General features: G+C 62.7%; 17 protein-coding genes. 12 read left to right on the forward strand and 5 right to left on the reverse strand.

Translation table 11 applies throughout. From position 1 onward, the window contains the following. The first annotated feature begins 7 nt into the window (after positions 1 to 7). The 3 genes from KUV82_RS09225 to KUV82_RS09235 all read left to right on the forward strand — a co-directional run bounded on the left by KUV82_RS09225 (position 8) and on the right by KUV82_RS09235 (position 2,241). On the forward strand, positions 8 to 853 hold the full coding sequence (locus KUV82_RS09225; RefSeq protein WP_219954003.1) for a hypothetical protein: 846 nt from the start codon (positions 8 to 10) through the stop codon (positions 851 to 853). A 99-nt stretch (positions 854 to 952) separates the two neighbouring features. Continuing rightward, positions 953 to 1,333: a hypothetical protein gene (locus KUV82_RS09230; protein WP_219954004.1), complete on the forward strand. Its 381-nt coding sequence runs from the start codon at positions 953 to 955 to the stop codon at positions 1,331 to 1,333. Next, a complete protein-coding gene (locus KUV82_RS09235; RefSeq protein ID WP_219954005.1) occupies positions 1,330 to 2,241 on the forward strand; it encodes a FecR family protein in 912 nt (303 codons plus the stop codon). The genes KUV82_RS09230 and KUV82_RS09235 overlap by 4 nt, the downstream gene beginning before the upstream one ends. 9 nt (positions 2,242 to 2,250) lie before the next feature. Here the strand turns inward: KUV82_RS09235 and KUV82_RS09240 are convergent, their stop codons facing one another. Then, a complete protein-coding gene (locus tag KUV82_RS09240; protein WP_219954006.1) occupies positions 2,251 to 4,467 on the reverse strand; it encodes a CHASE2 domain-containing protein in 2,217 nt (738 codons plus the stop codon). A 208-nt stretch (positions 4,468 to 4,675) separates the two neighbouring features. Between KUV82_RS09240 and KUV82_RS09245 the strand changes: the two genes are divergently transcribed. Together KUV82_RS09245 and KUV82_RS09250 are read left to right on the forward strand one after the other, a co-directional pair. Further along, the gene (locus KUV82_RS09245) at positions 4,676 to 5,614 is read left to right on the forward strand and encodes a hypothetical protein (RefSeq protein ID WP_258319705.1); all 939 of its coding nucleotides are present in this window, start codon (positions 4,676 to 4,678) and stop codon (positions 5,612 to 5,614) included. 101 nt (positions 5,615 to 5,715) lie between these two features. Then, complete coding sequence (locus tag KUV82_RS09250) at positions 5,716 to 6,471, forward strand: hypothetical protein (RefSeq protein WP_219954007.1); 756 nt, start codon at positions 5,716 to 5,718, stop codon at positions 6,469 to 6,471. Here the strand turns inward: KUV82_RS09250 and KUV82_RS09255 are convergent. The 4 genes from KUV82_RS09255 to KUV82_RS09270 form a co-directional block, all read right to left on the reverse strand. Then, on the reverse strand, positions 6,468 to 8,228 hold the full coding sequence (locus KUV82_RS09255) for an HsdM family class I SAM-dependent methyltransferase (RefSeq protein ID WP_219954008.1): 1,761 nt from the start codon (positions 8,226 to 8,228) through the stop codon (positions 6,468 to 6,470). The genes KUV82_RS09250 and KUV82_RS09255 overlap by 4 nt on opposite strands. Positions 8,229 to 8,505: 277 nt before the next feature. Further along, entirely contained in the window at positions 8,506 to 10,341 is a 1,836-nt protein-coding gene (gene lepA / locus KUV82_RS09260) for a translation elongation factor 4 (RefSeq protein ID WP_219954009.1), read from the reverse strand. Positions 10,342 to 10,397: 56 nt separating this feature from the next. Continuing rightward, complete coding sequence (locus KUV82_RS09265) at positions 10,398 to 12,608, reverse strand: putative bifunctional diguanylate cyclase/phosphodiesterase (protein ID WP_258319706.1); 2,211 nt, start codon at positions 12,606 to 12,608, stop codon at positions 10,398 to 10,400. A gap of 96 nt (positions 12,609 to 12,704) precedes the next feature. Next, the gene (locus KUV82_RS09270; RefSeq protein WP_219954011.1) at positions 12,705 to 14,924 is read right to left on the reverse strand and encodes an EAL domain-containing protein; all 2,220 of its coding nucleotides are present in this window, start codon (positions 14,922 to 14,924) and stop codon (positions 12,705 to 12,707) included. A gap of 185 nt (positions 14,925 to 15,109) precedes the next feature. Here KUV82_RS09270 and KUV82_RS09275 point away from each other — a divergent pair, with 185 nt between their 5' ends. The 7 genes from KUV82_RS09275 to KUV82_RS09305 all read left to right on the forward strand — a co-directional run bounded on the left by KUV82_RS09275 (position 15,110) and on the right by KUV82_RS09305 (position 24,265). Continuing rightward, positions 15,110 to 16,420, forward strand: a complete 1,311-nt coding sequence (locus KUV82_RS09275; protein ID WP_219954012.1) for an FAD-dependent oxidoreductase — start codon at positions 15,110 to 15,112, stop codon at positions 16,418 to 16,420. A gap of 94 nt (positions 16,421 to 16,514) precedes the next feature. Beyond that, positions 16,515 to 18,203, forward strand: a complete 1,689-nt coding sequence (locus tag KUV82_RS09280) for a PHA/PHB synthase family protein (RefSeq protein WP_219954013.1) — start codon at positions 16,515 to 16,517, stop codon at positions 18,201 to 18,203. Between the two features lie 65 nt (positions 18,204 to 18,268). Continuing rightward, positions 18,269 to 19,093 (forward strand): alpha/beta fold hydrolase, encoded by an 825-nt coding sequence (locus tag KUV82_RS09285; RefSeq protein ID WP_219956278.1) that lies wholly within the window; start codon positions 18,269 to 18,271, stop codon positions 19,091 to 19,093. A gap of 32 nt (positions 19,094 to 19,125) precedes the next feature. Next, a complete protein-coding gene (locus KUV82_RS09290) occupies positions 19,126 to 20,613 on the forward strand; it encodes an MFS transporter (RefSeq protein WP_219954014.1) in 1,488 nt (495 codons plus the stop codon). Between the two features lie 63 nt (positions 20,614 to 20,676). Continuing rightward, complete coding sequence (locus KUV82_RS09295; protein WP_219954015.1) at positions 20,677 to 22,428, forward strand: N-acyl-D-amino-acid deacylase family protein; 1,752 nt, start codon at positions 20,677 to 20,679, stop codon at positions 22,426 to 22,428. Then, complete coding sequence (locus KUV82_RS09300; protein WP_219954016.1) at positions 22,425 to 23,258, forward strand: SDR family NAD(P)-dependent oxidoreductase; 834 nt, start codon at positions 22,425 to 22,427, stop codon at positions 23,256 to 23,258. Before KUV82_RS09295 ends, KUV82_RS09300 begins: the two co-directional genes overlap by 4 nt. Next, positions 23,255 to 24,265: a zinc-dependent alcohol dehydrogenase family protein gene (locus KUV82_RS09305; RefSeq protein ID WP_219954017.1), complete on the forward strand. Its 1,011-nt coding sequence runs from the start codon at positions 23,255 to 23,257 to the stop codon at positions 24,263 to 24,265. The genes KUV82_RS09300 and KUV82_RS09305 overlap by 4 nt, the downstream gene beginning before the upstream one ends. The last annotated feature ends 12 nt before the right edge of the window (positions 24,266 to 24,277 follow it).

The following is a 24,277-nucleotide window of genomic DNA, read 5'->3' on the forward strand; positions in this document are numbered from 1 at the left end:
TTTGCAGATGATCCCGAAACGTCTTGCGATCATCGTTCTTGCCCTCACCTGCGGCCTCCTGGCCGGCGAATTATTTGCCCGGTGGGTGTACCAGATACCCCTCCATCGGGCCAACGCCACGACCGGTTACGAACTTGTCCCCGACCAGAAGGGCCAGTTCCTGCTTTCAAACGACTGGCACGTAAACGCTCTGGGCATGCCCACTGCGAAGGAATTCGAGCCCGGCAGCGCGCGCGATATCCTGCTTGTGGGCGACAGCATCGTCCAGGGAACGGTTGCGGTGCCGCAATCGTCCCAGCTCGCAGACACGCTCGCCGCACGAACCGGGTGGGCGGTCTGGCCCGCCGCGACCAAGAGCTGGGCGCTACAGAACGAGCTCGCGTTCCTGCGCGAAAGGCCCCAGCTTGCCCGCAACGCCGACACCATCGTCTTTGTGCTGACGAGCGAGGATTTCGGCGCGCCGTCCCAGTGGCGGAACCCGATCTGGCACCCGCGCAGCAATGCCTACCCGCGCCTCCTCGTCATCGCCGGACGGTTTCTCGGCGCGAAGTGGGCCTCGGTCTCCCCGCCCTTTCCCGTTGCCGAACGCGATACGCTTGCCGATTGGGCCGCGTTCAACGAGAGCGCCGAGGTTCCTGTGCTCACGGTCGCCTACGCAGCCGAGCCGGAAACCGGGACCGATTGCGGCTTCGTACCCGAAGCCTACCGCCAGTATGGCCAATGGACCTGCGTCGACGCGCCGCGCGACCTGGGCGCGGGAGGACTTCGCGACCCCAGCCACCCCTCGCCCAGCGGTATCGAGGCCCTTGCCGCCATCCTGCAAGCGCGCATCGAAGCGGCGCTGAGCGAGTAGCGATCGCTGCCCGCACCGGAGCGGATTAGTCTTTTGAGAAGGCTTGCGATAGACTGGGCGCGAGCCGGGGGAACCATCACCCCGGGGGGAGGTCGATTGATGAGAATTTCCAGGAAAATCCTGCCGCTTGGCGCAGGGCTGGCTCTATGCGCGGGCGCCGCGCCGCTGGGCGCGCAGACGCTCGAAGATCTCGATGCCCTGTCCGATGCCGCGCAGGACGAACGATCCGGCATCATCTCGGCCCAGACGCTCGCCGCGCAGGGCGCTTACCTCCAGGCCCTGGCGACGCTCGAGCGCATGCTCGCGGTCAATCCGAAATCGGCGGAAGGGCGACTGCTGCACGCGCTGTACCTGTGCCGGATCGACGACATTCGCGGCGGGATGGTCGAGATCGGCAAGCTCAAGGAAAAGGAATTCGGACGGCAGACCTTGCAGGATGCGCGCGCGGCCTGTGAAGCCGGCGGGGAGGTCCAGCCATGAGCGCCCTCAAGCCCATCGTCGCCGCGCTCGTTGCCACCAGCATGCTGGCGACGCCCCTCTCCGCCCAGCAGCGCACCGCCATCGGCAACGCCTCCACCGTTGTCGGCGATGTGCGGATGAGCAACCAGCAGATTACCAAGCCGGTGAAGATCAAGCGCAAGCAGCGTATTGCCTGGGGCGATCTGATCGACACGCGCAAGAAGTCGCAGTTGCAGATCCTGCTGCTCGACCGCTCGACCTTTGGCATCGGAGCCAATTCGCGCGTGCGCATCGACCGCTTTGTCTACGACCCCAACGAGGGCCGCAGCTTCTTCGCCACCTTCGTTAAGGGCGCGCTGCGCTTCTTCTCCGGCAGCGAAGAAGGCGAAAACAGCGGCGAGATCCAGACGCCTTCGGGCCGTATCGGTATTCGCGGGACGGCGCTCGACATGCTCGTCGGCGAAGAAGCCGAGGACATCGCCGAGGACGAGGATTTCATCGGCAATGTCGACAGCGACAAGGACGAGGCGACGCTGGTGGTCCTGCGCGGCCCCGGTGCAGGGACGGCGGGCGGTCTTACGCTCGGCCGGGCCGAAGTGACCGCTGCCGGCGAGACCGTCGTGCTCGACCAGCCGGGCCTTGCCGCCTACATCCCGCGCAACGGTGCGCCGCCGATCGGGCCCTTCTTCCTGTCGAGCCCCGGCCTTTCCGAGGTACAGGGCCAGCTCCAGCCCGAAGTCGCCCGCGCGGCTGACGGCGGCAATGGCGGCGGGTTGCTCCGCGCGCTTCTGCCCGTAGTCGGCGCGATTGCCGTTGGCTCGCTGCTCGGCGGTAGCCGCGGAAGCGACAATCCGGACGGCCGCACGCAGGATGACTATCCCGACAACCGGACGCAGAGTGACAACGACCGGCCTTACGACCCGCAATAGGCCGCCCGCTTATTTGCTCGTTGCCTGGTAAACCCCGTCCCAGCCGGATGGCGGCGGCGCGCTGCGCAGCGCGGCAACGCGTTCGAGCATCAACTCGCGCAGCTTGGGAATGCCAAGCGCCGCGTAGCTTTCTTCCGCCTGCGAGAGGGCTTGCTCCGCCGCGTCCCAGTCGAGGCTTCGGTATGCCTCAAGCATGGCGGCGTGTGCGGCCGCCAACTGTATGAACGCCTCGTCCTGCGCCAGTGCCTCGTCGCCCAGCAGCGCATGGATCGTTTCGGGAGCATCGCGCCCGACCACGCGCACCCGGTCGAGCTCAAGCAGGGCAAAGCCGTCCAGCTCCGCCGCCAGAGCGCTGCCGGCCACGATCGGCACGCCGTATTGCTTGGTCAGGCCCTCCATGCGCGAGGCCATGTTCACCGTATCGCCGATGAGCGAATAGGACAGGCGCTGGCGCGAACCCATGTTGCCGACGCAGCAGAGGCCAGAATTCAGCCCGATCCCGATGCCCACCTCGCCCGGCCAGATCACGCCGTCGCGCCCGGGCATGGTTCGGTTGAGCTCCCTGGTCATCTCGACCATTTCGAGCGCCGCGCGCGCGGCGTTGCGGTGATGGTCGGGATCGTCGAGCGGCGCGTTCCAGAAGGCGAGGATGGCATCGCCGATATACTTGTCGAGCGTGGCCTGCCGCTTGAGCAGGATATCGCTCATCGGGGTGAGGAACTCGATCAGGAAGTCGATGACCTCGCGCGGGGCGTAGCGCTCCGACATGCGGCTGAAGCCGCGGATGTCGCACATCAGCACGCTCATGTCGCGTTCCTCCCCCCCAAGCTCGAGCTGGTCGGGGTCGGACGCGATACGGCGGACCATTTCCGGCGAGAGGTACTTGTCGAAGGCGGCGTGGATATGGGCGCGCTGGCGTTCCTCGCGGTAGAATACGGCCACCGTTTGCACGGCATAGACCGCCAGCAGGGCCAGTACCGGCCAGGTCGGGTCGAGCAGGTAATTTGCCTCGGTGAAGGCCACCCAGCTACCCCCCGCGACGATGGCTATCCCGACAAGCGCCGCGACCGCGCCGAGCGCCGCCCCGAGGCGCGGGAGAATGAGCGCAAGGCCGCCGCCTAGCAGCAGGACGAGCACGACCTCGAGCCCGAAGGCCCAGTCGGGCCGCTCGAGGAAATCGCCGGCGAGCATTTGTTCGGCGGCCGCCGCGTGCACGGTCACGCCGGCCGTTCTTTCCGCAACCGGGGTTGAGACCAGGTCCTGCAGGCCCGCCGCGCTGCCGCCAATGAAGACGATCCGCCCGCCCACCGCCTCGGCCAGCGCGCTGTCCTCGTAGGCGCCTTCGATGACCTGCCAGGCGGGCAGGACTGCGCGCTCGCCAGCAGGGAAATGCACCCACATCTCGCCTGCGTCATTGACCGGGATCTCGCGCCCCGCCATCCGCACCGCGACCGCCGCGCCGCCTGCGCCTTGCGTCTCCCCGCTCCCGTCGCTGGCGAGGAGGTTGGGCGAGCCCCCATCGGACGCCACGCGGACCGCCTCGAGCCCGAGCGAAGGCACCAACACACCGCGATGGATCGCCACCAGCGGCGCGCGGCGCACGATCCCGTCGGCATCGCTCTCGAGGCTGACGAAGCCATTGCCCTGCGCCGCCGCCTCTAGCACCGGCAGCGGCTGGATCGCGCCGCCATAGCTCCTCACACCCCGCGTTGGCAGCGAGCCGTGGAGGGTGAAGCTGGCCTTGGGTTCGATGTCGCCGCCGTGGCCCCCCCGGTCGAGGAAGTAGGCGGTCACCACCGGCGCGCGGGTGAAGCTCTCGGCGAGCAAATCGTCATGGTCGGGCAGGCCGGCAAGCCGGTCGCCCAGGTCCAGCGTCTCGGACAATTGCGTTGGCGAGGTGCGGTCGTGTTCGGAAAAGACGATGTCGAAGACCACCGCCGCCGCGCCCGCTGCCGCCAGCCGCTCGGTCAGCGTGACCATCTCGGTGCGCGGCCAGGGCCACTGGCCGAGCCGCTCGATCGAGGCCTCGTCGATATCGACCACCGCCACCTGTTCATCGCCCGCCACCTCGCGCGGGGCGGCGCGCTGGTAGGCGTCGAACACCGCCAGCCCCACGCGTCCGGGCGAGCCCGGCTGGGCGAGCTGCACCACCAGCACCAGCGCAAGCGCCACCAGCCCCGCGGCAATCGCGGGCGCATCGCGCAGGGCGCGCAGGCGTTCGAACATCGATGGACCTCCCCGGCGCCAATCCTATTGCACTTTCCTACCCGCGCAAGTGTGGGTGTTTGCTTGCGCCCTCAAACGCCGGGCGGCGGACATCCGTCCGCCTTGGCTTCCTCGCATGAGCTCGGGCGCGCAGTCGCGCTTGCCTCGGCTGCGCCTCGGATTGGTGAGCGATTTTCCTACTTCGTGCTTTTCTGCTTCAGGCTCTGTGATGGACCAGAAGAACAAGCATCCGAGCGAAGCGAGGCAAGGCCGACCGGCCGCCCGCAGCGACGCGATCGAAGATCGCATGAGCGAGGAAATCGCGCCCGCGGATGCGGGTGCGCAAACAAGGACTCCCCTCCCCGCCTTCACCCCGGTCCCCCGCCAGAAGGACCGTTCGAACGGGTGGAAGCCGCAGGTCCAGCGGGCCTTTATCGAGGCGCTGGCTGATACCGGCAGCGTCACCGCCGCCTGCCGCGCGGTCCGACGCTCCACCCACGGTGCCTACCATCTGCGCCGCCAGCCGGGCGCGGAGGAGTTCGCCGCTGCGTGGGAGGCCGCGGTCGATCTCGGCATGCGGCGCATCGAGGACACCGCCATGGACCGCGCCTTGAACGGCGTCGAGGTGCCCGTCTATTCCTACGGCAAGCTCGTCGGCACGCGCACGGTCCACAACGACCGCCTGCTGATGTTCATGCTCAGGAACCGCGCGCCCGAACGCTTTGCGGAAGGGCGCGCAAAGGGCCTCAACGCGGTCGGCAAGATGGAGGCCGAGCGGCTGAAGAAACAGTGGCGCAAGGAATGGGAGGAGGAACAGCGCCGCGCCGCCTGGCAGACGCCGGAGGAGGAAGAGGCCGTGATCACCGCGCTCAACGAGAAGCTGCAGAAGATGCACGACCGGTCCATGAGCGCCATGAGCCCCCGCACCCGCGCGGCCTATGACGAATTCCGCAGGCTGGAGGCGGAGGACGAGGCGCAAGGCTACTCCCGCTGGGACGACCCGGAGCACCCCGACTACATCGACCCCGCCAAGCGCCTCGCCGCAACCCAGCCCCCCGCGCCAACCCTCCCCCCGCCCGGCTGGCGCAAGGGCGGCAGCGATACGGAGCCGGAGGGCGAGGAGGAGAACCCGCGCTGGCGGACGCTCAAGGATGAGGGGTGGGAGTGAGCTTGGAGCAAGTGAACCAGTAGCTCTTGCTTAAAGTATCCGTGTTGGCATAGCAGATCAGGCAAACCCTCCTCATCCTTTGCGACAAGACGGAACCAAATATGGGCAAGCTATCGCCAATGCCTCAAATCGTACTTCCACAAAATAGCTTGAAAAACTGGGGAAGTTTATGGCTTGGCACTACTGGTTCGATCACTAAAGCCTCTGCCAAGCAAAACGGTCAGCCTTCCGTAAAGAAGGCAAATCGTTTCGACAAAAAACAAGGAATGGATTTCGGTTATATATTCGATGAAGCTTTTGGTCTCGCTCTAGCGAATATGCTAGGCAATAAAACGGCTAAACCATTCTCCAATTCACTTTTACCACCAGCACCTGATGTTGTTGAGGTAGGGACCACCAGAGTTGTTGGCGGTATACGGCCTCAGAACTACGATGCCGCTTATCGCCCAGATGGTCCTAGAATCGTCTATGATAGCAAAACTTTAAATGACGAAAAGAGCATAGGCAAAAATTGGCAAAATATGGTCAACGACTTGGCCACGGAGGCGTCTACGGTTCACACAAGATTCCCTTATTGTGTTGTTGCTTTCATCATAGCTCTTCCTCGTCCAGCTCTGAAAAAGAATCAAGAAACTGCAATTATACGGACGCTAGATAGACTAGGTTCGCGCGAAAACGAACTTGATCAACACCATCTAGCAGAGGCTATATCCCTAGTGATTTGGGATCCAAGTTCTGGTCAGATCGACCCGAACTTTCCTCCTAGCGATACGAGACTAAGAATAGAGAATATGCACGAACGTATATATGCCGCGTATTCCGACCGATATCGGAGCTTGCCGCCTCACAACGACTAATTGGAGGATACGCCTCTTCGAGTATTTCTTCTCTCCCTCAATTGAGTCCAAATAGCCTTCAATTTCCTAATTTCACCGGTTGAGAGACCCAGACCTTCCCGCAGAACAAGGTGAGAATTTTCTTCCAAAACCGCATCAAGTTTCTTTTGCTTGAGAGATTGATCTATTTGTTCAACTGGCAGGGCCAGTTGCAACTTTGAAGGCACGAGTAATCTACGTGCTTCCGATGGCTCCAACTCCAACACGCCACCACCATACGAGCGACCCTCGATTTCGGCAGACGCTCCAGTCAAATACGTGTACGCCGAAGCAATTAAATCGGCGGGCTCACACCCATCGACCCTAAGCCGATGAATTGTATCAGTCGGTATCGCCCTAGACCGATTAAGTGACATCTTGGGAAAATCATAAATCTGTCGAAACACGAAACCGTCCGGCACCCATAAGCTGGGGACTTGATACCAAGGCTCCCTAATTCGGCATTTGTATCCTTGATGCCAATGTTTCTGTTCAGCCATCGTTATATAACGGCGAAGCCCTTCATTTATCTTCCCATCTGGCCGAAGGGAAAAGTCGAGGAGATGCACCTTCGCACCAGACTCTGAAAGCGCCGCCCAATCGGGGCTATCCAGAATCGCACCTTGCAGATGTACCGATCGACCAATTGCCGGACGAACATACTCCTCTAGGTCAAATTCCTGAACCGTAGCTTCATCAACGACGAACCACCGATTTTTGCCTGTAACAACCCCCACCTCGACAGAACCGAATTGAGCCATCGATGTTGCAACGCTAGACTGGCGAAGTTCGCGCATGAACTCAATGTCTGAATTAGAGAGAAAGTATTTCAACCATTTCTCACTATCGTTACACACTGACTTAAATTCGACAGTCTTTATGAGGCTGGAAGAATCTGAACCAACAATGCTTTCTAAGGTCTTCTTTTGTACGAGCCCAACTTTACCCTCAACGTCTGCGGAAATGTGTTTCCTTCGACCAGAAGCTAATAGAAGCAAAACCTCTTGTTCGGCATCCTTAAAGAACAACTCGTTACAGGAAATAATAGTTGTCTTCTCAAAGGCTTCGGTGAGGTAACGGCGCAATTGCCCGGCATATGTTACCTGAAGCAACTCCGCTGGAATGACCATCGCAAGCCGGCCTCCCGGCTTCAACAAATCGATACACGCGACGACAAACGGCACCCATATATTTGTCAACTTATTTGGTTTTAAACCAGCATTCCCGAGCAGCGACATTGCTCTGTCGCGTGACTTGGGAGGGAAATTTTGGTATCTTATGAAAGGAGGATTGCCGACAACGGCATCAAAGGATTTGTTTTCTGGACTCTTGGCATGCCAAGCAAAAAAATCTGTCGTTCGCACCACATTCTGGGGCTGGCTCACTCCATCGACGAGTATCCTAGCCATAGCCTTCTGTGCTTCTTCTGGATTTACTTCGACCCCTGTAATTTGCCGCTCGAGATCTAGCGGGGACGCACCCAATTCAATTAGACGTCTAACTGCAGATACTAGAAATTGACCATCGCCACAGCTTGGCTCGAGCACTTGATCACCAGAAGAAGAGATCGCCCAATGACAAAGCCATTCTGTAACAATTCCGGGGGTGTAGAAGCCACCTCTCAGCTTCTCAGCTGAAACAGATTGGAATCGGCCAAGCGAAGTGATCAGATCCAATTTAGAAACTGGATTCGCACTCTCAGAGGGTTTAGATCGGTCAGAACTGGCACTCACAGACATTTGCTTCTCTTTTCAACCCTCTTGAACCAGCTGAATCGTAGCAAAGAATTCAACCGGTCTAGCCTAATCTCATCCATATCGGATCAATCGACGTTCGCAATCTGTTCCGAGACTCTTTCCCCACCTACCTGTAAGTGACCCTTTCGGGTTCGACTCATTTCAATTCACCCACATTAGAGGCGCTGCGATAAACGCGCGTTGCGGGATGCTCACATTACTCCCCGCTTCCGCGGGGACAGGCCGCCCTACGGGCGCTCGCGCATCGCAAGGATGAGGGCTACTCCTCCCCCATCCGCAGCGCCGCGATAAACGCCTCCTGCGGAATGCTCACGTTCCCGTACTCGCGCATCCGGGCCTTGCCCTTCTTCTGCTTTTCCAACAGCTTTTTCTTGCGCGTGATGTCGCCTCCGTAGCATTTGGCGGTGACGTCCTTGCGCAGGGCGGCGATGGTTTCGCGGGCGATGATCTTGCCGCCGATCGCGGCCTGGATCGGGATCTTGAACAGGTGGCGCGGGATGAGGTCCTTCAGGCGCTCGCACATGCCGCGGCCGCGCTCTTCGGCGACCGAGCGGTGGACGATCAGCGAGAGCGCGTCGACCGGCTCGTTGTTGACGAGGATGTTCATCTTCACGAGGTCGCCTTCGCGAAGGCCGATCTGCTCGTAATCGAAGCTGGCGTAGCCGCGGCTGATCGATTTGAGGCGGTCGTAGAAGTCGAACACCACCTCGTTCAGCGGCAGCTCGTAGCTCACCTGCGCGCGGCCGCCGACATAGGTGAGGTCGGTCTGGATGCCGCGGCGGTCCTGGCACAGCTTGAGGATGGCGCCGAGGTATTCGTCGGGCGTGTAGATCACCGCCTTGATCCACGGTTCCTCCACCGCCTCGATCCGGTTGACGTCGGGCCAGTCGGCGGGGTTGTGGATGTCGATGACCTTGGCGTCCTCGGTCTTGGTGTGGGCGAGGTGGACGCGGTAGACCACGGACGGGGCCGTGGTGATGAGGTCGAGGTCGTATTCGCGGCTGAGGCGTTCCTGGATGATCTCCAGGTGCAAGAGGCCGAGGAAGCCGGCGCGGAAGCCGAAGCCCAGCGCGGCGCTGCTTTCCATCTCGTAGCTGAAGCTCGCATCGTTGAGGCGCAGCTTGCCGATGCTTTCGCGCAGTTTCTCGAAATCGGCGGCGTCGACCGGGAAGAGGCCGCAGAAGACCACGGGCTGGACTTCCTTGTAGCCCGGCAGCGCTTCGCTCGCCCCGGCCTTCACCGTGGTGATGGTGTCGCCGACGCGGGCCTGTTCGACTTCCTTGATCTGCGCGGTGATGAAGCCGATTTCGCCGGGGCCGAGCTCGGGCAGATCGGTGCGCTTGGGGGTGAAGCAGCCGACGCGGTCGATCAGGTGCTGCGTGCCCCCTTGCATGAACTTGACCTGCTGGCCCTTGGTGATGACCCCGTCGATCACGCGCACGAGGATGACGACGCCGAGGTAGGGGTCGTACCAGGAGTCGACGAGCATGGCCTTCAGCGGCGCGCTGCGGTCGCCCGTGGGGGGCGGGATGCGCTTGACGAGCGCCTCGAGCGTGTCCTCGATGCCGATGCCGGATTTTGCGCTGGTGAGGACGGCGCCGCCTTCTTCCCAGGGGCCGGTGGCCTCGATGCCGACGATTTCCTCGATTTCCTCAGCCACGCGTTCGGGTTCGGCGGCGGGGAGGTCGATCTTGTTGATGACGGGGACGATTTCGTGGTCGTGTTCGATCGACTGGTAGACGTTGGCGAGGGTCTGGGCCTCTACGCCCTGCGCGGCGTCGACCACCAGCAGCGCGCCCTCGCAGGCGGCGAGGCTGCGGGAGACCTCATAGGCGAAGTCGACGTGGCCGGGCGTATCCATGAGGTTGAGCTCATAGGTCTCGCCATCCTTGGCGGTGTAGTTGAGGCGCACGGTCTGCGCCTTGATGGTGATGCCGCGCTCCTTCTCAATGTCCATGTTATCAAGGACTTGCTCGGACATCTCGCGATCGGTGAGGCCGCCAGTGAACTGGATCAGCCGGTCGGCCAGCGTGGACTTGCCATGGTCGATGTGGGCGATGATGGAGAAATTGCGGATCTTGGAAAGGTCAGTCATTGCCCAGCGCCTTTAGCCGCGCTGAAACGCCCTGTCAGCAGGCAAAGCGACAGGCCTCAGGCCGCTTCCTTGGCGCCTGTTTGGCTCGGTGCGTTGCCCGACAGTTTGAACTGGGCGAAGCTGCCGCTCGCCGCGCTGTCCGGTGCCATCGAATATTTGCCCGGCGGCAGTGCCGTAAGGGGCGCACCGGCTGCGGCCAGCTCGTAGGGGCTGACGCGGTGGCGGGTGCACAGGCCCCCTGCTCCGTCGTCGACTAGCTCCTGCTCGAACTCGACACCCTGGGTGTCGTCCATGGTGCGGCGAACGCTGCACACGGCAAGCTGCCCCTGCCCGAAATCGAGCACGAACATGGTACCGACCGGGACATCCTCCAGCCCCTGGATCATGGCCCCGGAGCGCGAGAGGTTGCGCAAGGTGACGTCGTAATAGTGATCTTCGTGGATGAGGCCGATCTTGCGGAACACCGTGCGGCGTGTGGCGCGCTGCGTTCCGGTGTCGGTCGGCGCCAGGGTCCATTCGCCCTTGGCGAGTTCCTCGTGCACCTGCTCGTTGGTGAGCGCTTCGGAGTAGACGAAGCCGCTGACCTGGTCGACGCCGAGGCGCTTCAACTCTTGCATCAGGTCGAGTGCGTGGACGCCCGAGGCAACGGTTTCCATCCCCATGGCGCCCGACAGCGCGATGACGGCGCGGACAAGTTCCATGTCGCCGAGGTCGTTGCCCATCACCGGCTCGAAGAAATCCGCCCCGATGCGCAACGCGCTCAGCGGTGCCCGGCGCAGATAGGCAAGCGAGGAGAGGCCCGACCCGAACTGGTCCAGCGTCAGGCGGACGCCAAGCTTGAACAGCGTGGCCAGCGCCTTGTCGACCTTGGAGGCATCGCCCAGCAGCACGCTTTCGGGAAGGCGTAGCTCGAGCCGTGCGGGATCGAGTCTCGTTTCCTCGAGCGCCTGTTCGATGCATTCGACGAAGCCGTTGGCCTCGAACTGCACCGGACTGACGTGGAGCGAAACGCGCAGGCTCTCGGGCCATCCGAGCGCTTCTTCGCAGGCCTTGCGGATCGCCCATTCGCCGATCGGCACAATCAGGCGGCTGCCCTCCGCGACCGGCAGGAAGGTTTCGGGCGCGACGCGGCCACGATCCTCGTCCGCCCAGCAATACTGGGCTTCGAGTGCGACAACCCGATTGTCCTTGAGGCACACGACCGGCTGGTATTCGAGCGTGAAGTGACCCGCCTCGATCGCTTCGGCAAGGTCGTCTTCCATGCGCTTGCGCAGGTTCGCTTCGTGCTCAAGATCGGCAGCATAGAAACGGAACTGGCCGCGCCCGCCGTTCTTCGAGGCATAAAGCGCCAGGTCGGCAGCACGGGTGAGCTCTTCTCGCTCGATCCCGTCATAGGGCGCCACCGCGATCCCAACCGAACAGCCGATGATCGCGCGCCCTTCCTCGACCGAATAGGGCTGCGAGAGCATCTGGATGATCTTCTTCGCGATCTCGCCGAGCTCTCCGCGATCGTCCATATCGGGGACGAGGACCTGGAATTCATCACCCCCAAGGCGGCCGATTTCGCCGCGCCCACCGATCACACCGCGCAGGCGCTCCGCCACCTGTTGCAGCAGCTGGTCGCCAGCCGCATGGCCGAGCGTGTCGTTGACCTGCTTGAACTTGTCGAGATCGAGCATCATCAGCGCAGCGCTGCGCTTGGCATTCCGGAAAGTGTGCAGCGTGGAATCGATCCGCTGCTCCATACGGTGGCGGTTGGCGAGGCCTGTAAGCGAATCGAACTTGGCCAGGCGGTTGGCCTCTTGTTCGCTGCGGAACTCCTCGGTCACATCGACCGCGCTGCCCCGAAAGCCGAGGAAGTTGGCATCTTCGTCATGCAGCGGACGGCCCGTCAGCTTTAGCACGACATCGTGCCCTTCGTCCTCCGACTGGACCGTGAGATTGGCAAAGCTCTTGCGAGTGTTCAGCTTGAGACCCAGCGAACGGCCATCGCCCTCGCCTTCGACAGGAACCAGCAATTGCTGCAGCGGTTGGCCCACCACGCGATCAAACGGTTTTCCCAGACTGTCGAGGATGGCGGGGCTGAGGTATACGACACGGCCGTTTGTGTCGGTCGCCCAGAAACCGATCGCTCCGCTGCGTTCGATCTCATCCACGATGGCGAGCTTGTCGCCCGACTCAAGGGCCGAGAGCGAAACGCGCGTTGGGGCATCGGACTGGCTCTCAAGCTCGTCCTTCTTTCCCTTGAAGAAATCTGAAAAGGGCATGGCCCCCATCGTCGTGCCGCCTCGCGAAACGGTTGTAACCAGTTCACCCGGACTAGGCCCGAATGGTTAGTTTTGCCCTAACGCGTACGGTAAAGATCAGTAGCTTGTGCCAGGGGCCGGTGAACCGACCTCGATCTCGACAAACTTCTTCTGTGAGGCAGCGCCCATCCGCTCGGCCATGATGAGCGAATAGGGATCGTGCGGCAGGGCGGCGAGTGGCCGGCCAGCGGCTTCGATCTGGTAGGGCGAGACGCGGTGGCGGGTGCACAGCCCGTCGGCGCCGTCGCTGATCAACGGCTGCTCGAACTCGACCCCCTGCGTAGCGCCTTTGGAGCGACGAACCGTCGCAACTGCAAGCTGGCCTCCGCCAAGGTCGAGAACGACCTGCGTGCCAAGCGGCACATCGAGCAGGCCTTCGATCATGGCACCGGTCTTCGACAGGTTGCGCATCACCACCTTATAGCGGCTGTCCTCGTGGATCAGGCCGATGCGGCGGAAGACGGTCTTGCGATCGGCGCGATATTTCGCCGGACCCTTGGGGTCGTACTTGAGCTTCCCGTCCGCCAGTCGTTCGAGGAAATCCTCGTTCGGCATCGGACGGGAGAAAATGTAACCCTGAATGAGCGTTGCGCCGCGCTGGGTGACCAGGTCGAGCTCATCCTTGGCCTCGACGCCTTCAGCCACGGTTTCCATGTTGAGAGCGCCGGCCAGGCTAACGATAGCGCTAAGGATAGCGGCGTTGTTGTTGCCGTCCTCGGTCGCCCCGCGCACGAAGCTCTGGTCGATCTTGATCTTGTCGAACGGCGCGGTGCGCAAATAGCTCAGCGAACTGTAGCCGGTGCCGAAATCATCCAGCGCCAGGCGGATGTTCAGATCCTTGAGTTCCTTGAAAATGCGCTGGGCGCGTCCCGTGTCGCCGAGGAACACGCTTTCGGTAATTTCAAGCTCGAGACGTTCAGGAGAGAGGCCGCTGTTCGTCAGCGCATTCTTCACGACCTGCGGGAAGTCGTCATGGGCAAATTGCACCGCCGAGACATTGACGGCGACACGCAGCTCGACCGGCCATTCCATGGCCTGGCGGCAAACTTCGTTGAGCGCCCATTCGCCCATCTTCTTGATAATGCCGATTTCCTCGGCCACCGGAATGAAGACGGCGGGCGATATCGTTCCGCGCTCGGGATGCTCCCAGCGCATGAGCGCCTCGCAGCACTTCACCGTGTGGGTCTTGGCGCAGACCAGCGGCTGGTAATGCATCGACAGCTGGTTGTTTTCGAGCGCGTCGCGCAGGTCTTCTTCCACCTGGCGGCGGTGCTTGGCGCCATCCTTGAGGTCGCTCGAATAGAAGCGATACTGGCCGCGCCCGCCACCCTTCGCGGCATAGAGCGCAAGGTCGGCAGCCTTGACCAGCTCTTCGGTGTCGAGACCGTCATAAGGGGCAATGGCGATGCCAACCGAAGTCCCGATGATCGCCCGCGCGCCGTTGATCGAGTACGGCTGCGAGATCATCTGGATGAGGCGCTGGCTCAGGTCGCCAAGGGCGCCGCGGTCGTCGATATCCGGCAACATGACCTGGAATTCGTCGCCCCCAAGGCGGCCGATTTCACCCTTGGTGCCGACAATCCGGCCAAGGCGCGCGGCGACCTGCTTGAGCAGCTCGTCACCCGCGGGGTGGCCGAGTGTATCGTTGACCTGCTTGAAGCGGTCGAGGTCGAGCATCAGCAGCGCGCAGGCACGCTTGGAGTTGCGATAGGCCTTGAGCGTCGCGGTCAGCCGCTTCGTCATGCGGTGACGATTGGCGAGACCGGTGAGCGAATCGTATTGCGCGAGGCGCTCCGCATCCTTCTGGCTCTCGCGGCTGACCGTGATGTCTTTTGCGCTGCCGCGATAGCCGGTGAACCGCTCTTTTTCGTCGAACTGCGGCTTGCCGGCAATCTCCCACCACACTTCCTGGCCTTCGACGGCGAGGCGTACGTTGAGCTGGCTAATTGAGTTGCGGGCGCTCAGCAGAAAGGCGAGCGGGCGCTCGGCCTTGTCGGGGTCCTCGTCCTTTTCCGGAGTAAACAGCTCGCCCAGCGGCTTGCCGATAGCCTCGCCGTCGGTCCAGCCCAGCTTCTCGGCAGCGGTTTCGGAGAGGTAGATCAGGCGACCCTGCGCGTCGGTGGCCCAGAACCAGCCAAGACCGGCGGCTTCGAAGCTGTCGAGCAGTTCGACGCGGCGGGCGACATCAGACGCGGCGATCGGGCACAGCGGCGCATTTTCAGGCGCTATGTCCTCATCATCTCTGGCTCTCGCCGAACGCGAGAAGAGGCCTGCCATGTCAGTCGAGCTCCCGGTGAAATATCCTAGTGGTTGCGTCCCTTTGCCTTTCGGCTGTCCCCTCCAATAGGGACAAATCCTTTCCAAACGCATAACCATGTGCACCAAGGCGGACAGCGGGCTTCCGGCAACTTGCCACTTGGCCGACCTGCGTGCATGTGTGATTTGTCTTGTGGGAGAGAGACATGCGGCAAATCGCGATCGTGGGCTCCGGCCCGGCGGGCTACTACACTGCGGAAGCGGCGGTGAAGAAATGGGGCGACGAGGCGCGCATCGATGTATTCGACAAGCTGCCCGTACCCTTCGGCCTGATCCGCACCGGCGTTGCGCCCGATCACCAATCGATCAAGGCCGTCTCTCGCCGTTATGAAAAGACCGCGATCGGGGACACGGTGCGCTTCGTCGGCAATGTCGAGGTCGGGCCGGACATTTCCATCGAAGAGCTGCGCGAACTTTACGACGCGGTCATTCTCGCAACCGGCGCACCTAAAGACCGGGAGCTGCGGATCGATGGTGCCGATGCGAAGAACGTCATCGGAAGCGCCGCTTTCGTCGGCTGGTACAATGGCCACCCCGAATTCGCCGCGCTCGACCCCGCTCTTGACGGGCGCCACGCGGTAGTCATCGGCATGGGCAATGTCGCGCTCGACGTCGCCCGTATCCTTTCCAAGACGCAGGCCGAGTTCGAAGGCTCGGATATCGTTGCGCACGCCCTTGATGCCCTGCGCGCCAGCCGGATCGAAACCGTGACGATCCTGGGTCGCCGCGGCCCGCACCAGATCATGATGACGCCCAAGGAGCTGGGTGAACTCATGCATCTCGAAAGAGCGAGCCCGCATGTCGATGCGGCCGACCTTCCGCCTGTCGATGACGACGCCATTCTCGAGCCGGGCCTGCGCAAGTCGGTCACCTTGCTGCGCGACTTCGCCGCCATTCCCGAGCACCTCCACGGCGAGAAACCGGTGGCACTGGAATTCGATTTCTTCGCCAGCCCCAAAGCAATCGAGAGCACCGATGGCGCCATCTCGGCGGTCGTAGTCGAACGCACCACCGTCGAAGCCGGACGGGCTGTCAGCACAGGGGAAACCTACCGCGTACCCGCCGACCTTCTCATAAGCTGCATCGGCTACCAGACCTCGCCGATCGAGGGCGTACCTTTCGATGAGCGCGCAGGACGTTTCGCCAACGACGAAGGGCGTATCCTGCCTGGTCTTTATTGCGTAGGCTGGGCCAAGCGCGGGCCCAGCGGGACGATCGGCACCAACCGGCCGGACGGTTACAACGTCATCGATGTCGTCGAACAGGATATCGGTGCGGGCGCCCGCAAGGAAGGCCGCGAGGGCTTCGATGCGCTCGCCCAGTCACGCGATCTCAATGTTGTGACCTTCCGCGACTGGCAGAAAATCGAAGAGGCCGAGATTGCCGCCGCACGCGATGGAGCGCCGCGCGAGAAGTTCGTGGATGTCGAAGCCATGATCGCCGCGCTCGGCAAATAAGGCGGCGCTTGCAATAGGATCGGGAGGGCCGCATGAACGTTCATCCGGGATCGCCCCTGATCGAAACTGGACACTATCGGAGACCTTAGCGACGATGGCCAAACTCGAAGACGAAGCCGCCCAGCACACCAGCGCACTCGGCCCCCTTGTCGGGCTGACCCGCGAAGACATTTTCGGCGCTGTCGCCGTCATGCTGCGTGAAACCGCTTCCGACCCGCAACGCCTTATGAAACACGGCCAGGCGGTGGGCGAAGACATGATCAAGATCATGACGGGCAAGAGCGACCTTGCCCCCCACCCCAAGGACAAGCGATTCCAGGATCCGGCCTGGCAGTACAATCCCTTCATGCGCGCCGGAATGCAGTATTATCTCGCCGTCCAGAAAGGCGCGGCGCACTGGCTCGAAGACCTGGAACTCGACGAGCTCGAGAAGGACCGCGCGCGCTTCATTTCCAACATCATCATCGACGGCCTCGCTCCGACCAACACGTTGGTCGGCAATCCCAGCGCGCAGAAAATGGCCATAACCAGCGGCGGCCTGAGCCTGATCAAGGGCCTCAAGAACGCCTATGACGACATGGTCCACAACAAGGGCATGGTCAGCCAGGTCGACAAGAAGCCGTTCAAGCTTGGCGAAAACATCGCGACTTCGAAGGGCTCGGTCGTCCTGCGCACCGAGATGATGGAGCTGGTGCACTACGCCCCCACGACGGACGAAGTGTACGAGATCCCGCAGCTCACCATCCCGCCGCAGATCAACAAGATGTACATCAACGACCTCTCGCCGGAGAAGTCGGTGGTGAAATACCAGCTCGACAACGGCATCCAGACCTTCGTCATCAGCTGGAAGAACCCATCGAAGGAACAGGGCCATTGGGACATGGCCGATTATGTCAATTCCTGCCGCGAGGCGATGGAGGCGGTCAGCAAGATTACCGGCTCGAAGAAGGTCAATGTTTCGGCGGGCTGCTCGGGCGGGCAGACGGCCTCGATGCTGGCGAGCAAGATGGCTTCGGACGAGGACGATCTCCTCGGCGCGCTGACGCTGATGGTCTGCGTGCTGCATCCCAAGCAGAACGATATCGAAGCCGGCTCGCTCGTCAGCGAGAACGGCCTCGAACTTGCGAAGCGCCGCGCCGCCAAGAAAGGCGTGATCAAGGGCGATGATCTTGCCCGCGGGTTTGCCTGGCTACGGCCGAACGACCTCATCTGGAACTACGTCATCAACAACTACCTGCTCGGTCAGGATCCGCCGGCGTTCGACGTGCTGTTCTGGAATGCGGACGCCACGAACCTGTCGGCGGCGCTGATGGGCGACTTCCTTACCGTGTTCGAGACGCTCGCCTTTACCAAGAAGGGCGAAGTCGAAATGGTCGACCACAAGATCGACCTGTCGAAGGTGACGAGCGATCTCTTCATCCTCGGCGGCGTGACCGATCACATCACGCCGTGGAAAGCGACCTATCGTTCGACCAAGCTCTTCGGCTCGAAGGACGTGACCTACGTGCTGAGTCAGTCGGGTCACATGCAGGCCATCCTCAACCCGCCGGGTAATCCCAAGGCGAAGTATTTCATACAGAAGGACAGCAAGAAGAAGCTGCCCGATACGGCGGATGAATGGCTGAAAGGCACCGAAGAGGTCGCCGGGAGCTGGTGGCCGTACTGGATGGAATGGGTCCAGGCGCGCGCGGGCGGCAAGAAGAAAGCGCCTGCAAAGCTGGGGAACAAGGACTACACGCCGCTGGACCCGGCCCCGGGTCTCTACGTTATGGAACCGTGCTAAGCAGCCTTACAAAGGACACCTGAGTGACCGCATCCAAAGACGAACCGATGACCGCAACCATCCAGATGATGGAGGCGGGCGGTCGGACATTGCGCGTCGCTCACTGGCGACTGGACGAGCCTTCGGACCACCCGCCGATCCTGTTTTTCAACGGCATCGGCGCCAATATCGAGGCAGTCGCCCCGCTGGCGGAAATGCTCACCGAGCGCCCTTTTGTCATGTTCGACATGCCCGGCACGGGCGAGAGCCCCGACCCGGTGCTGCCCTACAACCCCTTCACCATGAGCTGGAGCGCGAGCCTGGTGCTCGACCAGCTCGGCATTGGCGAAGTCGATGTGATGGGCGTAAGCTGGGGCGGCGCGATGGCGCAGCATTTCGCGCTGCAATATCCCAAGCGCACCCGCCGTCTGGTGCTGGTCGCGACCACGGCAGGCATGCTGATGGTCCCGGGCAATCCGGCAGCGCTCACCAAGATGGCCAACCCGCGCCGTTACATCGACCCCAAGTTCATGAACGAGCATTTCCAGACGCTCTATGGCGGGGTCGATCCCGATGGGCAGGCGCATCAGAAGGACAGCCACATCGGCCGCCTGAAGCCGCCCTCCCCGCGCGGCTATTTCTACCAGCTGATCGCCATGCTCGGCTGGACCAGCCTTCCCGCCCTTCCCTTCATGAGCAAGGAAGTGCTGGTGATGATGGGCGACGACGACCAGATCGTGCCGCTGATCAACGGCCGTATCCTCGCTTCCGCGATTCCGAACGCACGGCTGGAAGTGATCGCAGGCGGCGGACACCTGTTCCTGCTCACTCATGCCGACGAGAGCGTCGAGAAGCTGCGCGGTTTCCTCGATGCTCCGGCAACCGAGGCGGAGCTCGACCGGGCCGCTTGAGCGGTCGGTAACGGGATCGGGAGGGAGAGACGATGGCCACCGATCCTGCCCTTGCTGGCAATCCGCTCGCCAACCAGCCTGTCAGGCAATCGACGGGTACCGGCGGCGCACTGAACAAGACCGGCTTTGCTTGGGCGGTCTTCGAATGGGCTCGCAACCCCTATTACATCCTGATCGTCATCTACATCTTCGCGCCCTATTTCGCGCGCGACATCATCGGGGCCGACCTTCTGGCAAGCGGCCAGCTCGACGGGCTGCCCGAAGATGAGGCGCGGGCTGCCGCCAACGCGCAGGGCCAGGCGACCATCGCCTCGGTAACCAAATGGGCCGGGTTTATTGCCGCTCTGACAGCCCCCTTGCTAGGCGCAGCCCTCGATCGTGGCGGGCGCCTAAAACCAATCCTCGCGCTGTTCCTCGGCTCGATCACCATTTGCTCGGCCATGCTGTGGTTCGCCATGCCCGGCGGCGAAGGCCTGCCGGTGCCGGCGATCATGGCGCTGCTTGTGATCGCCTATGTCAGCTATACCTATTCGGAAGTCACCCATAACGCGATGCTGAGCGTTTCGGGCGAACCCAAGAAGCTGGCGATGATTTCCGGCCTCGGGCTCGGCCTCGGCAACGGTGCGGCAACGCTGATCTTCCTCGCCATAGCCGTGCTGTTCGTGCTCCCGGCAACCGTCAGCTGGCCCTTTGCCGAGCCGCAGTTCGGCGTCGATCTCACCAAGTTCGAACACGCCCGTCTGGCGGGGCCGATCTGCGCCGTGTGGCTTGCCCTGTTCTCTATTCCCTTCTTCCTCAATGCCCGCGACCCCGGCGTTCCGGGGGCAAGCTGGACCAAGGCGTTTCGCGAAGGCGCGGCGAGCGTGTGGCGCACGATCAAGGCGGCGGCGCAATACCGGCAGCTGATGAAGTTTCTCGTCGCGCGCATGTTCTACGCCGACGGCATGGCCGCCCTGCTCGCACTTGGCGCGGTCTATGTCGCCCTGTTCCTCGGGTGGAACTTCCTCGAAATGCTTTGCTACGCGATCTTCGCCAGCGCCTGCGCCTTTGCCGGCGGCATCTTCGGCGGCTGGCTGGAAGGCAAGATCGGGGTGAAGCGCGCCCTGATCGTCGAAATCCTCGCCATGATCCTGACCGGTCTGGTGCAGCTCAGCATAACGCAGGAAAGCCTGTTCCTCGGCCTCGTCGAGAACCGCGAAATGTGGGACGGCCCCGTCTTCCAGACGCTTTCGGACCTCGCCTATCTCGGCCTGATCAGCGTCGTCGCGATCGCGGCGACGGCCAGCATCTCCTCGGGCCGCACGATGCTCGTGACCCTCGCCCCGCCGGGGCGTAGCGGCGAATTCTTCGGGCTCTACGCGATTGCCGGCACCATCACCGTGTGGATGGGCCCGCTGCTGGTCGAGCAGTTCACCCTGTGGTCGGGCGACCAGCGCATTGGCATGGTCTCGATCAATCTGCTGTTCCTTATCGGCCTTGGCGCGCTGCTGACCGTCCGAATGCCGGAACGCGCTACCTAAACACCGCTGGACTCATCGGTTGCAATGTGGAACCTTCTTCTGCGGAGAGAGGAGCACACAACCATGCCCGCATTCGACCTGATCATTCGTAACGGCACCATCGTGGATGGGACCGGCCAGGACCGCTTCACCGGCGACATCGCCATCAAGGACGGGCTGATCGCCCAGGTCGGCGAAGTAAGCGGCGACGCTGCAGAGGAAATCGACGCGGGTGGCCACCTGGTCACCCCCGGCTTCGTTGACATCCACACGCATTACGACGGGCAGGCCACGTGGGACCAGGAAATGGCGCCTTCCAGCTGGCATGGGGTGACCACCGTGGTCATGGGCAATTGCGGCGTCGGCTTCGCGCCTGCCAAGCCCGACAAACACGAATGGCTGATCGGCCTCATGGAAGGGGTCGAGGACATCCCCGGCACCGCGCTCGCCGAAGGCATGAGCTGGGACTGGGAAACCTTCCCCGAATATCTCGATGCGTTGGAGAAACTGCCGCGCACGGTCGATGTCGGCACGCATGTCCCTCACGGATCGGTGCGCGCCTATGTGCTGGGTGATCGCGAGCGCCCCGGCGCCGTCCCCACCGAGGATGATATCGCCGAGATGAGCACAATCGTCGAAGAAGGCGTGCGCGCCGGAGCGCTGGGCTTCTCCACCTCGCGCACCGTGCTCCACCGCGATATCGACGGCGAGGTCGTTCCCGGCACCACTGCAACGGCCGAAGAGCTGGTCGAGATCGGCCGCGCCATGGGCCGCGCTGGCCACGGCGTGTTCGAGATGGCCAGCGACATGATGCGCGAATGGGACGAATTCGGCTGGATGGGCAAGATGAGCCGCGAGACCGGCCTTCCCGTCACCTTCGCCGCGCTGCAATCGATCGCGAAGGAACTGCCGCTCGAAGAGCAGATCGAGAGCATGCGCGCCGAGAACGACAATGGCGCCAACATCGTCGCCCAGATCGCCCTGCGCGGGAACGGCATCGTCATGGCGTGGCAGGGCACCGTTCATCCCTTCCGCCTGAAGCCGAGCTGGAAGGAAATCGAGGAGCTGTCCTGGGAAGAGCAGAAAGCCAAGCTCTTCGATCCCGAGTTCAAGGCGAAACTGCTCGCGGAGGAGCATGACTTCTCCGAGGTGAACCCGGACATCATGGGCCTCATCATGGTGGTCTGCGGCGGCTGGAACATGCAGTTCGAGATGGACCCCGACTTCAACTACGAGCCGACCGCTCAGGAAAGCATCCTCGAACGCGCCAAGGCGGCAGGCAAGACGGGCGACGAATACGCCTACGACCTGATGTGCAGCGATGATGGCAAGGGCTTCATCTATCTGCCAATCCTCAATTACGCCGATGGCAACCTCGATTTCCTGATGGACCTCCAGCAGTCGGACGACACGGTCAATTCGTTGTCCGACGGCGGCGCGCATTGCGGCACGATCTGCGACGCGGCCTCGCCTACCTTCATGCTGCAGCACTGGGTGCGCGACCGTTCGCGCGGCACCATCACGCTCGAGAACGCGATCAAGCGCCAGTGCAGCGACACCGCGCGGCTCTACGGCCTCGAGGATCGCGGCGTGCTTGCACCGGGCTACCTCGCCGATCTCAACATCATCGACATGGAGCGCCTGAAGCTGGGCAAGCCGTGGCTCGCGTTCGACCTGCCTGCAGGCGGCAAGCGCCTGCTGCAGAAAGCAGAAGGCTATGTCGCCACGATCAAGAACGGCACAGTCACTTTTCGCGAGGGCGAGTGGACCGGCGAGACACCGGGCGGCCTCATCCGAGGCCCGCAGCGCGTAGAGATGCTGGAGGCTGCTGAATGAGCCCATACACGCCCGCCAAGGGCGAATGGGCCGTCATCACCGGAGCCGGGCGCGGCATAGGACGCTTCCTTGCCCAGCATTTTGCAGCCAAGGGAATGCGCATATGCGCGCTCGACATCGATGCCTACGAAGCCGAGCAGACGGCACGGCTGTGCGGTGAGGACAGCCGCGGGCGCGGCTGCGACGTTTCCGACCGGGATGAAATGGCGAAGGTCGCGGATAAGCTGATCGCGCAGGGGGTCGTTCCCTCGCTTTTGTGGATCAACGCGGGCGTCGGCAGCGCGGACACGGTGGTTGGCGCGAAAGACCGCACCATTGACTGGCTGATGGGCGTGAACGTCTACGGACCCATGAATACCGCCCGGGCGTTCGTGCCTGCCATGCGCGAGGCCGGTAAACCGGCGCATGTCGCGGTGACCGCGAGCTCGGCTTCGGTTACGCCGGTGAGCGGCCCCTTCACGCTCTATGCAACCACCAAGCAGATGACGGCCGCGGTCGGAGAGGCGTTGTCGGCCGAACTAGCCGAGGACGGGATCGGGGTCACGATCCTGTGCCCCGGCATACTCAACACCGACATCTGGAACGCGGCGCAGGCCCGCCCCGAGCGCTTCGGCGGCCAGCGCCAGACCCCCGACAAGGTGGGTGACCATTGGCGCGCCCAACCAGGCCCCGAGGTCCTCGCGCAGGGCATAGACGAGACCCTGGCGGCTGGCGGCGGCTGGTGCATCGTCGCCACCGAAGCCGACACGCAGCCCAAAATGACACAGCGGCATGAAAAGCAGAACGCAGGCTTCAAGCGCTACGCGATCCAAGAAGGAGACAAAGGATGAAGGCCATTCGCACGGGGGCCACGCCCTCCACTCTTGAGGCTCTGGCTCTGGCCGACATCGAGGACGCGCCGGCACCCGGCCCCGGCGAGATCTCCGTCGCACTCAAGGCAAGTTCGCTCAACTATCACGATTATGCTGTCGTCAAAGGAATGATCCCGACCGCCGAGGGCCGGATCCCGATGTCGGATGGCGCCGGCGAGGTCACGGCAATCGGCGAGGGAGTAACCGAGTTCGCTGTAGGCGACCATGTGGTCAGCACCTTCTTTCCCGACTGGATCGACGGCGCACCGCCGGTGACCGCTTTCACCCGCGTGCCCGGTGACGGGATCGATGGTTACGCGCGCGAGGCGATTACCGCTCCTACGAACTGGTTCACCCGCGCACCCAAGGGCTACTCGCACGCCCAGGCAGCAACACTCACCTGTGCCGGTCTGACCGCCTGGCGGGCGCTGTTTGTCGACTATACGCTGAAGCCCGGCGACACTGTGCTGGTGCAGGGCACGGGCGGCGTTTCGATTTTCGCGCTGCAGATGGCCAAGGCCGCCGGCGCGACCGTGATCGCGACGAGCTCCTCGGACGAGAAGCTGGAGCGGGTGAAGGCGCTCGGCGCCGACCACCTGATCAACTACAAGGAGGTGCAGGCCTGGGGCCCCAAAGCGCTCGAGATCACGGGCGGCCGCGGGGTCGATTGTGTCGTAGAGATCGGCGGTGCGGGAACGCTGGACCAGTCAATGCTGGCAACGCGTGTTGGCGGGCATGTGGCGCTGATCGGCGTCCTCGCGGGCTTTGCAGGCCCGGTCCAGACCGCCCTTCTCTTCTCCAAGAACCTGACCGTCCAGGGGCTAACCGTCGGCAGCCGCGCGATGCAGCAGGACATGATCGCGGCGATCGAAGCCAACGGTATCGTTCCCGAAATCAGCGATACGTTCGCGCTGGCAGACCTCGCCGATGCGTTCCGCCATCAGGAAGCGAACAAGCACTTCGGCAAGATCTGCGTCGAGATCTGACGCCGCAGCGCG

The organism is Qipengyuania flava (genome assembly GCF_019448255.1).
Taxonomy (GTDB): domain Bacteria; phylum Pseudomonadota; class Alphaproteobacteria; order Sphingomonadales; family Sphingomonadaceae; genus Qipengyuania; species Qipengyuania flava_A.